The 14,132-nt window shown below is 59.9% G+C and carries 15 protein-coding genes; 12 read left to right on the top strand and 3 right to left on the bottom strand.

Translation table 11 applies throughout. The features are described from left to right. Positions 1 to 34 precede the first annotated feature (34 nt). Positions 35 to 1,114: an ABC transporter ATP-binding protein gene (locus BLR85_RS18940; protein ID WP_093160646.1), complete on the bottom strand. Its 1,080-nt coding sequence runs from the start codon at positions 1,112 to 1,114 to the stop codon at positions 35 to 37. A gap of 101 nt (positions 1,115 to 1,215) precedes the next feature. On the opposite strand from BLR85_RS18940, the gene BLR85_RS18935 reads away from it, so the two are divergent. The 10 genes from BLR85_RS18935 to BLR85_RS18895 all read left to right on the top strand — a co-directional run bounded on the left by BLR85_RS18935 (position 1,216) and on the right by BLR85_RS18895 (position 9,715). Then, positions 1,216 to 2,016 carry a winged helix-turn-helix transcriptional regulator gene (locus BLR85_RS18935; RefSeq protein WP_139188455.1) on the top strand — a complete coding sequence of 267 codons (801 nt, stop codon included), beginning with the start codon at positions 1,216 to 1,218 and terminating at the stop codon, positions 2,014 to 2,016. 36 nt (positions 2,017 to 2,052) lie between these two features. Continuing rightward, positions 2,053 to 3,324, top strand: a complete 1,272-nt coding sequence (locus BLR85_RS18930; protein ID WP_093160637.1) for an ABC transporter substrate-binding protein — start codon at positions 2,053 to 2,055, stop codon at positions 3,322 to 3,324. Positions 3,325 to 3,395: 71 nt separating this feature from the next. Further along, positions 3,396 to 4,283 (top strand): carbohydrate ABC transporter permease, encoded by an 888-nt coding sequence (locus BLR85_RS18925; RefSeq protein ID WP_244520786.1) that lies wholly within the window; start codon positions 3,396 to 3,398, stop codon positions 4,281 to 4,283. After that, positions 4,276 to 5,112 carry a carbohydrate ABC transporter permease gene (locus tag BLR85_RS18920; RefSeq protein WP_093160632.1) on the top strand — a complete coding sequence of 279 codons (837 nt, stop codon included), beginning with the start codon at positions 4,276 to 4,278 and terminating at the stop codon, positions 5,110 to 5,112. Before BLR85_RS18925 ends, BLR85_RS18920 begins: the two co-directional genes overlap by 8 nt. A gap of 4 nt (positions 5,113 to 5,116) precedes the next feature. Further along, positions 5,117 to 6,652 carry a sulfatase family protein gene (locus BLR85_RS18915; RefSeq protein WP_093160627.1) on the top strand — a complete coding sequence of 512 codons (1,536 nt, stop codon included), beginning with the start codon at positions 5,117 to 5,119 and terminating at the stop codon, positions 6,650 to 6,652. A 100-nt stretch (positions 6,653 to 6,752) separates the two neighbouring features. Further along, positions 6,753 to 7,055, top strand: coding sequence for a hypothetical protein (locus tag BLR85_RS18910; RefSeq protein ID WP_093160622.1), 303 nt, complete (start codon positions 6,753 to 6,755; stop codon positions 7,053 to 7,055). Beyond that, entirely contained in the window at positions 7,052 to 7,324 is a 273-nt protein-coding gene (locus BLR85_RS18905; RefSeq protein WP_244520785.1) for a hypothetical protein, read from the top strand. The genes BLR85_RS18910 and BLR85_RS18905 overlap by 4 nt, the downstream gene beginning before the upstream one ends. 22 nt (positions 7,325 to 7,346) lie before the next feature. Continuing rightward, entirely contained in the window at positions 7,347 to 7,523 is a 177-nt protein-coding gene (locus BLR85_RS29225; RefSeq protein ID WP_170844636.1) for a hypothetical protein, read from the top strand. Positions 7,524 to 7,835: 312 nt separating this feature from the next. Further along, entirely contained in the window at positions 7,836 to 8,933 is a 1,098-nt protein-coding gene (locus BLR85_RS18900; protein ID WP_093160617.1) for a L,D-transpeptidase, read from the top strand. Between the two features lie 92 nt (positions 8,934 to 9,025). Continuing rightward, entirely contained in the window at positions 9,026 to 9,715 is a 690-nt protein-coding gene (locus tag BLR85_RS18895) for a heparan-alpha-glucosaminide N-acetyltransferase (RefSeq protein WP_280138496.1), read from the top strand. Positions 9,716 to 10,127: 412 nt separating this feature from the next. Here the strand turns inward: BLR85_RS18895 and BLR85_RS18890 are convergent, their stop codons facing one another. Further along, complete coding sequence (locus BLR85_RS18890) at positions 10,128 to 11,504, bottom strand: tetratricopeptide repeat protein (RefSeq protein WP_139188454.1); 1,377 nt, start codon at positions 11,502 to 11,504, stop codon at positions 10,128 to 10,130. Between the two features lie 430 nt (positions 11,505 to 11,934). Between BLR85_RS18890 and BLR85_RS18885 the strand changes: the two genes are divergently transcribed. After that, positions 11,935 to 13,200, top strand: coding sequence for a DUF3179 domain-containing (seleno)protein (locus tag BLR85_RS18885; protein WP_093160602.1), 1,266 nt, complete (start codon positions 11,935 to 11,937; stop codon positions 13,198 to 13,200). 180 nt (positions 13,201 to 13,380) lie between these two features. Beyond that, the gene (locus BLR85_RS18880; protein ID WP_093160598.1) at positions 13,381 to 13,812 is read left to right on the top strand and encodes a tyrosine-protein phosphatase; all 432 of its coding nucleotides are present in this window, start codon (positions 13,381 to 13,383) and stop codon (positions 13,810 to 13,812) included. Between the two features lie 31 nt (positions 13,813 to 13,843). Here BLR85_RS18880 and BLR85_RS18875 read toward each other — a convergent pair. Continuing rightward, a partial coding sequence (locus BLR85_RS18875) for an integrase core domain-containing protein (RefSeq protein ID WP_139188453.1) occupies positions 13,844 to 14,132 on the bottom strand: 289 nt, incomplete at its 5' end.

Raw genomic sequence — 14,132 nt, 5'->3', positions numbered from 1 at the left:
ACTTGGAGTCACCTGCAAAGATCGGGCGCGTCCCTCACCCCGCCTTGACGACACGTTTTCCGCTGTCGCGGACGAAGACCAAAGCGAGCACCGGGTCGTAATCGAAGCGGACGTCCGCGCCCTGTGCCACCGTCTCCATCGACCGGTCCTGGACCCGGAGTTCGTATGGACCGAAATTGCAGGTGACGAGTGCTTCGCTACCCATCGGTTCGACAAGCTCGACATTGGCGGGGTAGGCCCCGTCCGGGACGAACCTGATGCGCTCGGGGCGGATGCCGACAACGACCGCATCGCCCGCGGCCAGCGGCAGGCCGGGGTCGACGCGGAGACTGGGAAGGTGCGCGTTTCCGTCGGGCCTGACAGTCCCGTCGGCGGATACCATCCCTTCGATGAAGTTCATCTGCGGCGTGCCAATAAAACCCGCGACGAACAGGTTTTCGGGCGCCGTGTAGAGCTCCGTCGGTGAACCGATCTGCTCGACCATGCCGTCGTTCAGCACCACAATCTTGTCGGCCATGGTCATCGCTTCGGTCTGGTCATGAGTGACGTAGATCGAGGTCGAAGCCAGGCGTTGGTGAAGCAATTTCACCTCCTTGCGCATTGCCGTGCGTAGCTTGGCATCAAGGTTCGACAGCGGTTCGTCGAACAGGAACACCTCTGGCTTTCGCACTATCGCGCGGCCCATCGCCACCCGCTGACGTTGTCCGCCCGAAAGCGCCTTGGGTTTGCGGTCGAGGAGGTCGGTGAGCCCGAGGATCTCTGCCGCCTCCGCCACGGCCGCGTCGCGCTCGGCCTTAGGGCGGCCGGCCAGTTCCAGCGAGAACGACATGTTCTCTCGCACGCTCATATGCGGGTAGAGCGCATAGGATTGGAACACCATGGCGATGTCGCGGTCCTTCGGCATGAGGTCATTGACTACACGCTCGCCAATCCGGATTATCCCCCCCGTCGGGTCTTCGAGCCCCGCGATCATCCTCAGGATCGTCGACTTGCCGCTGCCGGACGGCCCCACGAGGGCGACGAATTCGCCGTCGGCGATTCCGATCGATACGTCCTTGATGACATGAACCGAGCCGAACGACTTGGTGATGTGCTCCAGCTTGACCTGGGTCATGCGGCTTCGCTCCCGATGCGCAGCGATGGTTTCGTCAGTTGACAAATTTCATATATGATGCAACATAATTCCAATAATGGAATTTATCTAGGGGTTTTTTCGTGAACCCGAACTACCGGCTGTTGAGCGTGATGGAATACCTGATGGCCTCCGGCGACGCGCCGGTGAAGCAGGTCGACATTGCGCGCGACCTCGGCATTTCACCTGCCACGCTCAACCGGATCATGAAGGTGCTTTACGATCGGGGCTACGTATTCCGGACGTCGCAGCGCTTCGTTGTGCCGAACTTTCGGCTCACCAAGAACGTCCCTATGTCGGAGACCTATCTAGAGGCGCTCGACGAGATCATGGAAGAGATCACCGCAAAACACGCGGCCTATTCCGAGGCGGTGGTGGTGACCGGGCAGGACCTGTACTGGCACTCGCGCACCGATCTCGACCCGCCGCCGGTACCGATCCGTGCCAAAGCGGGCTTCCGTCGGCCACTTTACGAACTTGACGCAATGAGCCGCCTCTATCTCGCGCGGCTGGGCCAAGAGCAACTGGAGTACCAGTTCAACCTTGCCACGTTCCACGACAACAGTCCCGAACTGAAACCCTACGCTCCCGAATCCGCTCGCCGCTTGATCGAGGCAACGATTGGGAAAGACTTTGACTACGACTTCGAGGGCAACCGTGTTGGGCTCCGTCGGTTCGCACTGGTTGTGGATGACCTGGACGGGAATTTCCTGCATTTCCTGACGATTGCCGAAGCAGCGACGCCGGCGGCGGATCGCGAGATTCGGATCGCAGGGTATCGTCGCGAGTTGGAGAGCGCCCGCACCCGGCTGACCAAGGTTATGGAGCAAGAGCAGCGCGAAGCGAAGATCCTTCGCTCCGCCAACAACGCAGGACTGGCTTGATTGCCGCTCGAACCTGAAACACATGGAGGAATAGCGATGACACTGACCAAACTTACCCGCCTCGCGTCGGCGGCTATGGCGACCGTTTTCACGGTGGTGCCCGCCTACGCGGAAGACCTCAACGTTATCCTGTTCAGCATGCCCTACACCAACGGGCTAGCCGAGCTTGAAGCCGATTTCGAGGCCGCAACCGGGATGACCGCCAATATCGAGGTCGTAGGCCAGGACGTGTTCGAGAACCGCATCACGCTCAGTTTCACTGGCAAGACCGGTGATATCGACGTAGTGCATACCCCGGTCATCCAGGTGCAGCGATGGATCGAGGCGGGCTGGCTGCAGCCCGTCACCGACGGGGTAAACGGGATGGATAGCAAGGAAGACATACTTGCGGGCCCGCTCGATGCCTACCTCGTCAATGGCGACTACTGGGCGCTACCGTTCTTCGCAGAGACCGGCATGATGGCCTACCGCAAGGACGTCCTCGCCGCGGCCGGCTATGATAGCCCGCCAGGCACTTGGGCCGAGTTGGTCGAGGTTGCCAAGGCGGTGCACAGCGACGATGTCGCCGGGTTTGCGATGCGCGCGGCGCCGGGTCAGGGATTCAATATGTTTGTCTTCCCGATGATCATGCGCGCTTATGGGGGCAAGTTCTTCGCCGACTACCCGAATGACCTCACGCCCGCGCTCAATTCGCCGGAAACATTGGAGGCGCTGAACCTCTACATCGACCTCATCAACAATTACGGACCGCCCGGCGCCGGCAACTTCAACTTCTCGGAAGTCGCGGCCTCGAGTCAGGCGGGCAAGCTTGCCATGTTGGTCGACGGAACTTCGATAGCGGCGCAATCGATTGACCCGGGCAAGAGTCAGGTGGCAGAGCACATGGCGATTGCGCCGGTGCCTGAAGGCCCCAATGGTCGGTCACCGGCGATCGCCGTGCACGGCATCGGTATCCCGGCCGACGCGCCGAACCCCGAAGCCTCGTTCAAGTTCATCGAATGGGCCACTTCGGAGGAGACCTTGACCAAGATCGCGCTGGCGCAACCCTACCCGGATTTCACCCGCGCCTCGGTTGCTGCCAACCCCGAGGTGATCGCCAAGTACGAGTCGATCAACCCTGATTTCCTCAACGTGCGAGTCGACATGCTAAACGACGCGATCGGACACTACAGGCCGCTTCTGCCGCAATGGCCCGAACTCGGCGCCGCGATCGGCGAGCACATCAACGCAGCGGTGAACGGGCTGGAAACGCCGGAAGAGGCGCTTGCCGCCGCGCAGGACGAAATGGCCGAGATCCTCGCCGAATAGCCCTGCCACCTCCCGCCGGCGGCCGCACTTTCGGGCTGCCGGCGGCCTGTTCTAGGAACCGAGCCCAAGCAATGAACCAGATTTCCGGCGTCCAGCCTGTCCTGCAACGGTCCTACCGGCTGATGCTCCTGCCTGCGGTGATTGCAGTGCTGGTTTTCGCAGTGCTGCCGCTCGTCGGCATGTTCGTGCTCTCGTTTACCGGGTTCGACCTGGTGAAAGGCTGGGACACCGGCTTCACCTTCGACAACTTCACCAAGCTCGCGAGCGACAAGCGCTTCATCAACTCGGTCTGGGTCATGCTCGCACTGTCGGTATTCGGTGTGATCGCCCAGGTGATCGCGGGCACCCTGATCGCCGTCGGGTTGGAAAAGATCATCCCGCGCTGGCGTCACGTCCGCGGCTTCTTTGTCGTACCTTTCGTCGTGCCGCACGTCGCGGTGGCGCTGGTCTGGCTCTCGCTGTTCACGCCAACCCTCAGCCCGATCAATGCGTTCTTCGACCTGTTCGGCATCACAATTCCGGCCTTTCTCACCACTCGCTGGGGAGCGATCTCTGCCATCGTCATTGCCGACACATGGGCGAGCTTTCCCTTTGTGATGCTGCTCATCCTCGCCGCTCTCCAAGGCATCTCGACCGATCTCGACGAAGCCGCCTCGATCGACGGCGCGACGAAGATGCAGGTTTTCTGGCGCATCACCCTGCCGCTCCTGAAGCCTGCGCTGCTGATGGTCGCGCTTTTTCGGTTCATCGAGACGATCAAGCACTTCCCGCTGATTTACGTGATGACAAACGGCGGGCCGGGTCGTGCCACCCAGGCCACAAATTACTATGCCTTTATCCAGACCTTCCAGAACTCGAAGGTCTCCTACGGGGCGGCGATCGCCGTCTTCCTGTTCATCTTCGCCGCGATCATCAGTTTTTGGGTGGCGCGCATGAACGCGAGGCTGTCCGATGCGTAAGCCCAAGAGCAAGAACGCGTTTTCGTGGAAGCAGGCCGCCGGCGTGACGATGATGCTGGCCTTCCTGTTCTTCGCCCTGCTACCGATCATCTGGTCGTTCATCCTGGCGCTCAGGCCCGAGAACCGGTTATTCGAGCCGATTTGGGAGAGCCCCACAGCCCTTACCCTCGCCAACATCGGCAAGCTCGCCGATTCCGGCTTTCCAAAAGCGCTTCTGAACTCCTTCATCACCGCCAGCGTTTCGACGGCGCTCGCCGTGGTAATCGGCGTGCCGGGCGGTTTCGCGCTGGCCAAGGGTCGATCGAGCCGCAAGTTCCTCGCCTCCTGGGCGCTCCTGCTCCTGCGGATGGCACCGCCCGTGGGCTTCGTCATCCCGCTCTTCATCCTCTATCTCAACATCGGATTCCTCGACACGTGGTGGGGCCTCATCGGCGCCTACATGGTTCTGACCCTGCCGCTCGTCGTGTGGTCGTCCTGGACCTCTCTCAGCCAGATCCCCGACGAGCTGATCGAGGCCTCGCTCCTCGACGGCGCCACGATGGGTCAGACCCTGCGCCGGGTGGTTATCCCGGCCGCCCGCCCTGGTCTCGTCGCCACCGCTGTGCTCGCCTTCCTCCTGTCGTGGAACGACTTCTTCTTTGCTCTCATTATCACCCGGTCTGACACCGTGACGGCGCCGGTTGCGATCATGAATTTCGTCTCCTATGCCAGCGTCGACTGGGGCAGCATCGCCATCGCCAGTATCGTGCTCACATTGCCGACGGTGCCAGTGATCGTTTTCGCCAACAAATACATCGTCCAATCCATGGGCGGTGCCGTGAAGGGCTGAAACTATGAATGGAAGTACGGGAAAGCGTCCGAACATCGTTTTCATCATCACAGACCAGCAGCGCTACGACACCATCGCAGCCAACGGCTTCGACCACATGATCACGCCTAATCTCGACCGCCTCGCTGCCCGCGGCGCTGTGTTCGAGAAGATGTACATCACCTCGCCGTCCTGCGCCCCGTCGCGCGCCTCGCTCTTTACCGGCACCTACCCGCACACCAACGGCGTATTCCGCAACGACGAGGAATGGAGTTATTGCTGGGTGAAGGACCTCGCCGAGGCGGGCTACCACACGGTGAATGTCGGCAAGATGCACACCTGGCCGGTGGAGGGCGCGTTCGGCTTCCACGAGCGTCACGTCACCGAGAACAAGGATCGCGACCACCCCACTCTGCCTTTTTACCTCGACAATTGGGACAAGGCGTATTTCGCCCGCGGCAAGGAAAAACCGAGCCGGGTTACGCAGCGCAGGCGGCAGGGCTACGAGAACCTGATGGGGGCATGGGTCTGGGAGGACGAGGACATCCTCCATCCGGACGTGCTGGTGCCACAGATGGCAAAATGGTGGATCGAGCGCTACCCGGGCGAGGAGCCGTTCTTCCTGCAGATCGGCATTCCGGGACCGCACCCACCCTACGACCCGACACAAGAATATCTGGACAAGTACGAGGGGCGCGAACTGCCCGCGCCGATCCCGGCAGACGACATCGCCGACCAACCCGCGGCCTACCGTATGTTGCGCCAGCGCCATCTCGACGATGACGCAGACGGTATCGTCCACCTGCCCGATCCGAGCCCCGAACAGGCCGATCGCCAGCGAAGGCACTACTATGCCAACGTGACCATGATCGACGACCAGATCGGCGAGATCCTCGACGCGTTGGAGGCGCGCGGCGTGCTCGATCAAACGGTGGTGATCTTCACCTCAGACCACGGCGATTGTCTCACCGACCACGGCCATTCGCAGAAGTGGAACATGTATGAAAGCACCATCCACGTCCCTGCCATCGTCGTTTGGCCGGGTTTGACCGACGGCGGGCGGCGCATTCGCGCCCTGGTGTCGCTGTTCGATTTCGCCCCGACGATCCTCGAAATGGCCGGCGTCACCGTGCCCGACTGGATGGAAGCCCGCTCGCTCAGCCCGCTACTGCGCGGTGGGCGCGAGGAAAGGCCGCGGGTTTTCTGTGAGCATTCCAACGACGCGCTGCTCGAAGGCACACGGATGGTGACGATGGTGCGCGAGGGTGACCTAAAGCTGGTTCATTTCGTCGATTCCGACGAGGGCCAACTCTTCGACCTCGCCGCCGACCCGCTGGAGATGAACAACCTGTGGAACGATCCCGCGCAATCCAAGACGAAGACACGCCTGATTGACGAGATTTTGCACTGGCGCACCGAAAGCGCGCTGAAAACGCAAGGCTACCCACTCGCGTGCATCCGCGGCGCGATGGCCATGATGTCGCCGCCAGGCCGACCGGGCAAAGGCCAGCATCGTGAAGGTTCGCGGGGGCCTCGCACCTGGACACTCGGGATTGAGTAAGTGAACGCATATTCAGCAAATCCACATAGCAACCTCTCGGTCGGTATTCGCTGACCAACGACCAATTAACCACCTCAAATGAATGGAAAAGAGGGACACTATGATCAACAAATGGACAACGATTGCCGGCGTAGTGGTGCTTGTTGCACTTGCGGGATGTGTCGAAGACACGGGCAGCGCATCTGCACCTGCGAGCACTGGTGGCGCCGGAGATCTTTCGGACTTCGTCGGCGCACGTGCGGGTCAGGCCGAGGGCGGGCTTCAAGCGCGCGGCTATGAACTGATCCGCAGCGAGGGTCTGACGAGCTACTGGTTCAACCGATCGACCGGATCATGCGCGGCAATCACCACGGCGGACGGGCGCTATTCCGACATCGCGATGCTGCCCGCCGAGGACTGTTGAGCCTCTGCAAATGGATCATTCGGATCGTCGGGGTATTGTACCTCTTTGCCCTGGCGTTGCTCCTGATCGGGACCTTCGGGCTCTTCGGTCAGGAGCGCGACCCCTTGGCAGGGGTTTTCCTGATGCCGCTTGGTATGCCGTGGGTTCTTTGGCTAAATGGGCTTCCTGACGAGATTCTGCCGTGGCTGGCCGCTATGGCGCCGTTGCTTAACCTCGCGATCCTGACATTGCTTTGTCGCTACTTCCACGGCGGCAGGACTGACAAATGACAACTCAATAAAGGAGGGTCAAATGCACTTTGACCTCGCACATGCGCTCATTTCAGGTGTTCTCATTTTTGTCGTGATGATCGGCATGAATAAAGCAGGTCTCTATATCCCGCACAAGGACGGTGGCCCAAGGTGGAGCTGGCCGCTGTTCTTCGGAATCGGTGCCGCGGTGTTCATCCTTAATTTGGTGTGGCCCTGAAACCGATGAGCGACTTTGTTCCATCGGTCGGTATGCCGAGAACTTGGACGCTTGTGGCGACCGAGGTTGTCGCGGCGGAAGGCCCGTTGATTTCCGCCGCGATGAATGTCTAACAGGGAGCTCTACATTCGAAATACAGGCGGGCGATATCTTCACGCGTAGGATAGAGGCAGATTTTCCCAAGTTGTCGGGGGCGTCCTTTTCCAAAGTCGAACAACTTCTTCTCCGGGCTCCGAACACGGCGATTGCCTCTGAAATACCTGCGTGGTTTTGTGGAAGCTTAGAATATGCAGGCAATCAGGGCGGGCAGAAATGGCATTTCGTAGTGACGGTGGCGGCGGATGGAGCCGGCGACAAACTCTCGCAGGGCTGGCGGGTGCAGGGATTCTTTCGGGCCTCCCGCTTGTCGCCAACGAGAACGATGAGATCGTATACGACATCAAGAACATGCTTCCCGGCGACTACACATGGCATCCCGATCGGTCGCCTGCCGGTGCGGTGGCAATCGTCGTCTCGTTGCCGGAACAGAAGGTGCATGTCTACCGTAATGGCATTCGGATCGCGGTCTCGACATGCTCGACCGGAAAGAAGGGTCACGGAACACCTACAGGTGTTTTCACCATCCTGCAGAAGGACAAGGACCACCGGTCCTCGACATACAACAACGCGCCGATGCCGAACATGAACCGGCTGACCTGGGACGGGATCGCATTGCACGCCGGGAAACTGCCGGGATACCCGGCAAGCCATGGCTGCGTGCGGTTGCCGCTAGAGTTTTCCGAAAAACTCTTCACAGTCACCCATATCGGCACACCAGTTATCATTGCTGGCTCGAACAGCGATCCTTGGGAGTTGACCCATCCAGGGCTGGTCCTCGGCGGCACAGCGGAATCCGAGATGTCCGCCGCGGTGCAGGCGCTCAGCGCCAAGTCACACCCATCCGATTGGGGCCAGGCTGCCGACTACCCTGTCACGACGGTCATGGCCACGGGCGCAGATCGCCGTATCGTCCTGATCGAAGATGGCGTCGAAATCCTGGAAGCCGATCTGACCATCGACGGCTCCCCCGCGCTTGGCGAACACGTCATGATGCTGACCCATCCGAGGCCGGAGGACACGTCCTTGGTCTGGCACGCCGTCACCCACTATCCTGATCCGGGTACGGAGAGCCTTGGGATGCCGGAGGCGGGAATTCTCTCCCGGTTGCGCGCACCCAGGGACTTCAATTCAGCGATGCGGGAACGGATGCATCCGGGAATGACCATGATCGTTTCCGATCTGGCGGCGACGCCCGACCGGAAATCCGGACGGGACTTCGTGATTATGGCCGGTGAAAACCTGACATCGCCGCGTCCGAAGATCAGGGGCGACCAGATCGATCCGGTTTCGCCGACAGACGATCGCGGCTGACCTGCTTTCATTCGAAAAACATGCCTGCGCGAGTTGCAAAGGATGAACCCTTCGGAGACGCAGTCGGCCCCCACCGACAGCGCTTTCTCTGGATCGATATCGCGCGAACCATCGCTCTTATGGCAATGGTCGTTTTTCATTTCACCCGCGATCTCGAATTCTTCAGGCTCATTCCGCCCGGAACAACACTGACTGGGTTCTGGGCGCCATTTGCGCGATTGACCGCCGGAAGTTTCCTGTTTTTGTCGGGTGTCAGCATGGTCGTCGCCCATGGCCGCGAGGTCAGGCTGGGCTCATGGGGCAAGCGTCTCGCGACGATAGCAACGGCGGCGATGTTTGTGACCCTGGTCACCTATGCAGCACTCCCCGACCACTTCATCTACTTCGGAATTCTGCATGCTCTTGCCGTCGCCGGCCTCTTTGGCATCGCGCTTCGAAAGGCGCCAGCATGGTCGCTAATGGGGGCCGTTGCGCTGGTCGTTCTGATCGACACAGCATTTGCGCGTTCTCTCGATCTCTCGCCGCGGTGGGCATGGACCGGCCTGAGCAGGAACGTCCCACCAACTGTCGATTTCATTCCCATCGTTCCATGGCTTGCCCCCTATCTCGCGGGAATGGCATTCGCGAAAGCTGTGCCTCCCGGGAAACTTGAACCCAACTGGCCGAATTTCGTGCAAGCGGCCAGGCTGGCCTGGCCCGGGCAACACAGCCTGACATTCTATCTGGTTCATCAACCCGTTCTGGTCGCGATGGTTTGGTTGATATCCCTGGTTTCGTCCTGAAGCCGAACACCTTCTCCGATGTTTATTGATTGAGCGTGAAGCCTAACCGGGCCGAAATAGTTGTCCTATCGGCATTGCTTTCATTTCGCAGGATCACCAAAGCGGACGTCTGGAAAGGCAATAGCGAAGGGCAACTTTGAGCCGAAAGCGACAGAGCCCAAGAGGGCGTATTGGTCTATGAGCGAGCAACAACACACCGTCGCGAACGGCCCTGACCAGACATTTGCGCAGATCACGCCGAATGACGGCTATGATAGAGAGATTCCGCATGGGAACCGTTGACGGTCTTGGGATGTGCTGGTTCCCTCGGAACCTCTGCAGGCTGTTTTCTGCAGCAGGACTCCATTCTGCCGGGTACCAGGCAACGAAGTACCCCCACGCTCAAAGCACCTCTCGTTCGCGAAGCAAGTGCTCACCTTTGCGACCGTGTCGGAACTTGGACAGCTCCTGCCACTTCTTCCAAAGGGGAAGTGATTTCCAAGGCATGAACCGGATCTCGGAAAAGAGATAGAAAAAGCGCTTCGATGGGGAAATCGGGCCAGGCTTTCTCCGTGAGCGCGAGCATTTCGGCTGCCGCCTCAGTTTCGCCAAGTCGCTGTTGTGCGGCGGCGAGGTATGCCAGGCTGATCGCGCTGATCGGGTCACCCTCACGGGCCGCCGTGTTGTATAATTTGATCGCTTCCGCATAGTGCCCAAGGTGGAACTTGGCCGACGCGATGACGTTTCGGTGGGGAAACCTGTTGCCGGGATTGGCTTGCCGGCCGACGGCATCTGCAGACTGGATCGCACGCTCAAATTCGCCGCTGAATAGAGCGATCAGGGCATCCAAGTTTCGGAGCCAGACATCTTCCGGCGACAGCGTCAGGGCCCGGGACGACTGCGCCAGTGCCGCGTCGTAATCCTTTTGGGCCATCGCCACGACGGCCGCCGCCGAATGGCTCCAGCCTTCGGCGGGTGCGAGTTCCAATGCACGAGTTGCGCGTTGAACGGCTTGCGCCTCCAATTCACTCCTAGACGGACCGGGTGGAGATGTAATTGCCAGCGTTGCCAGAGCCTGGGCGCTCCCAGCATAGCCGCCGAAATAGTCCGGATCGAGTACGATTGCCCGTTCGAACAAAGCCCGCACCAGCGTCAACCGCTCTGGGTCCAAAACCGGAAACAGCAAGGCTCGCGACTGTTCGGCCAGGTTCGCCGCCTGGAGCTTGACCGGTGACGTGTTGAACAGAGCTTCGCGCACGTCGTCCGCCCGACGCTCCTCTTCCTTGAGGCGCGCGGAAGAGAAGGTGTGGCCGATTGTGAGCCACCCGATTGCGAACATGGCTGCTATACCGCCGACCAGAAACAGAACGCGACGCAATCGAGTGCTGGAGGAGGACGGCGTGGCGGTCGGAATTTTCGGTGCAGAAGGCCCGCGTTGCTCAAAACGTGGCGCATAGCCCCCCGCATCAACGTGTATCTGAATTGCAGAATCCGATCCCGACCCAGCGTAATAGTCACTTAGGCGGCGCCTCAAGCGCCCAGCGTCCACACGGACAACCGCCATGGGGTCGCGCCCTTCACCAGGTGAACGATCGTAGACATCTTCGACGATCGTCTTGGCGCGTATGCGGTCGCCACGTCCGGCCAGAACCTCTTCGACAACATAAGTCAGAAAGGCTTGTAACCGTTCGGCGCCCTGAAATTCCGGACTGGCGACAACATTTCTCAAACCGTCTCGAATGGATTCGGAATCGACCCCTGAAACAGCTTCAACAGCACTTGACGGATTGTTCTCTTTGTCGCCAAACAAGGTTACTCCCCACAAATCTTTGGCTGCAAGTATTTGAAATCAAGTTATGTTACGGCGTAACATACGCCAAGATACCTATGCACGCACGCATTCTCCACCGAAAGTCGTCCTGTATGCAAACAGTGCGAGGCGTGCGTCGCGCTGCGTCAAAGAACGAGGGATCTATGTACGCATTGACGCGCAGGTTTTCCGATCATGCCGATGAGATCGAGCGTCTGTGATCCAACGACCGTGTCTTCGCCGAGATCTGTAGCGACTACGAGATCCTGATGGGATTACTGCCCTGCGCCGTCGATGACCCCGCATTGCCGGATATCCGCGACAGCCTCTCGGGACTAGAACAGGAAGTTCGAAAATACCTCAGCGTGTAAGTCAAAGGAACGGCTCCCTTTTCCACTCGAAACCCTGGGCAACCGAAAGGATCTGAGACATGATTGGACATCTTCTGTTCTATGCTGGTCTTCTGGTTTCACTGACCATGGGCTTGCTGTATTTCCGAGATCTCGGCGACATCCCGCAGCTGGTCATGAAGACCAAACGTGTCAATGTCGACCGATTCATCCGCAACGAGTACCAGTTCTTGGCAATCGGTGCCGGAACCTGGCTGGCCTCGGCGGTTGTGCATATCGGATTCAGTGTGGGCCCCGGATGGCTGTTCTGGACATCAACGATCCTGACCGGTGCGCTGATCGCCTTCGTTTGGGTCTACGTACACAAAGGGCTTCGTAACCAGAAAGAGACTGCGAAATACTACAGCATTGAGGAGGCCCGGGATTTCGTCAGCCCGACCACGCAGGTCATCGTGCTGGAGAAGAACGGCGTCGCCCGCGCGCATCCGCAGTCCCAGATCATGCGCCCCCACCTAGCCGGGACGGAGGAGGGGCTCGAAGGCTCCAATGTGGTCATGACGTTCTGTGCCATCGCCAATCTGGGCCTCGGCATGACGCCAGAGGTCGAGGGCGAGAAAATCGAAATGGAGGTGCTTGCCCAGCACGGCAACAATCTCGTCCTGCGGGACAACAATACTGGCGAGCCGATCCAACAGATCTACGGTTTCCGCGCCAAGGATGCCGACACCTCCACCGATGGGCCGGCATGCCCCCTGCGCCAGAGCCTCAGGATGCAGCCTTGGCCAACCTTCCGCATGACCTTCCGGGGGTTCCAGAAGGCCTATCCCGAGGGAACGGTGTTCCTCAACAAGCCGCCCAAGAATCCGCTCCTGCGGCTGCTCGACTTCGCGATGGAGCTCGCCTTCACAGCGACAATCCAGAAACACCACACCGAGGCGAAGCCGATCATGCAGAACCTCGAACACCCGGTCGACCCGCGCCTGCCGACCAAGACCTATGTCTGGGGCGTGAATATCGGCTCCGACGCCACCTGCTGGACTGACGATTTCGTGGTCGCCCAGGGCAATACCGTAAACGCGTTGGTCGGAGGACAACCGCTCGTGGTCTCCTGGAGCCCGCTCTACGAGAGCCTGAACGTCTGGATCAACGACACCGGCGAGGATGTGGCAGAGGTCGATTTCTTCGGGAAGACGCCTGATGGGCACCAGCTTGCCCGCTCGCCCGACGTCAAGGCGGGCCTGTTCTGGCACGTGTGGGCAGAGTTCTTCCGGCATACTGACATCAACCGTGTGGGCGACCCGTCTGCCGCCTCTCGCGGTGACAAGGATCGGCAGGCAGCCGCATGAGCGGGCAGGCTCCCTCTCCGACCCGGCCGCCTTCCTGCCGAGATCTGGGAAAGATGTCCGCAAGGGCGTTCCAGATCTGGAGTATCGCTCCGCTCGGCCCCATGATCCGGGGCTGCCTGGTTGTTGCGCTGTCGCTCTGGTTCGCCTCGCGAGTTCGAATGGAATAGTCGGAGTAACTTGATGAAACAGGCAATCCTTTCCTCGATCTTGGTGGCTTTCCTCGCCTTGCCAGTCGCGGCGCAGGAGCATGAAACCGCTCGCTTCGTGGCGTTGGAGGGAGTCAAGAACACCCGTGACCTTGGTGGGCTGACAACGGAGCACGGAAGGATGGTCCGGACTGGCCAACTGATCCGCTCTGGAGAAATCGATCATATCTCGCCGGACGGCATGGCGGCGCTTGAAGACATGAGTGTCTCCACGATCATCGACCTGAGGACCACGAAGGAAGCCACAAGGCAGCCGGCCGAATGGCCGCACGGTTCCGGCCCAGAGCGCGTCAACCTGAAGCTTCTGGAAGCAGAAAGTGACAAGATCGACGAGATGCGCAATCGCATTGCCTCCGGCACGGCCGAGGCGGCGTGGATGGACCAGAGTTTCCTCGAAACCTTTTGAGTAGCCTGATCTGACTGGTCCAGTTTGATTGTTAGTGCATGACCGGCCTTGGTTCCATCTGGATGATGGTTTCCGGTGCCGGTGGCCTGTAGCCCAATGCACTGTGAGGTCGCTTGGTGTTGTAGTGCTTTCTCCAACCTTCGATGATGATTTGGGCCTCCCTCAGTGAATAGAAGATTTCGCGGTTGAGCAGCTCGTCCCGCATCCGGGCGTTGAAGCTCTCGACGTAGCCGTTCTCCCAGGGTGACCCCGGTTCGATGAACGCTGTCTTGGCACCGACGGCCTCGATCCAGGCGCGAACGTCCTTGGCGACGAACTCT

Source organism: Aliiruegeria lutimaris (assembly GCF_900099935.1).
Taxonomy (GTDB): domain Bacteria; phylum Pseudomonadota; class Alphaproteobacteria; order Rhodobacterales; family Rhodobacteraceae; genus Tropicimonas; species Tropicimonas lutimaris.
The sequence above is the reverse complement of the archived record's forward strand: the minus strand, read 5'-3'. Positions and strand labels throughout refer to the sequence as shown.

What these genes read in the sequence shown, in the direction of transcription:
- BLR85_RS18940 (WP_093160646.1), bottom strand. Translation starts at nt 1,114, where the DNA reads ATGACCCAGGTCAAGCTGGAGCACATCACCAAGTCGTTCGGCTCGGTT.
- BLR85_RS18930 (WP_093160637.1), top strand. Translation starts at nt 2,053, where the DNA reads ATGACACTGACCAAACTTACCCGCCTCGCGTCGGCGGCTATGGCGACC.
- BLR85_RS18925 (WP_244520786.1), top strand. Translation starts at nt 3,396, where the DNA reads ATGAACCAGATTTCCGGCGTCCAGCCTGTCCTGCAACGGTCCTACCGG.
- BLR85_RS18920 (WP_093160632.1), top strand. Translation starts at nt 4,276, where the DNA reads ATGCGTAAGCCCAAGAGCAAGAACGCGTTTTCGTGGAAGCAGGCCGCC.
- BLR85_RS18915 (WP_093160627.1), top strand. Translation starts at nt 5,117, where the DNA reads ATGAATGGAAGTACGGGAAAGCGTCCGAACATCGTTTTCATCATCACA.
- BLR85_RS18910 (WP_093160622.1), top strand. Translation starts at nt 6,753, where the DNA reads ATGATCAACAAATGGACAACGATTGCCGGCGTAGTGGTGCTTGTTGCA.
- BLR85_RS29225 (WP_170844636.1), top strand. Translation starts at nt 7,347, where the DNA reads ATGCACTTTGACCTCGCACATGCGCTCATTTCAGGTGTTCTCATTTTT.
- BLR85_RS18900 (WP_093160617.1), top strand. Translation starts at nt 7,836, where the DNA reads ATGGCATTTCGTAGTGACGGTGGCGGCGGATGGAGCCGGCGACAAACT.
- BLR85_RS18885 (WP_093160602.1), top strand. Translation starts at nt 11,935, where the DNA reads ATGATTGGACATCTTCTGTTCTATGCTGGTCTTCTGGTTTCACTGACC.
- BLR85_RS18880 (WP_093160598.1), top strand. Translation starts at nt 13,381, where the DNA reads ATGAAACAGGCAATCCTTTCCTCGATCTTGGTGGCTTTCCTCGCCTTG.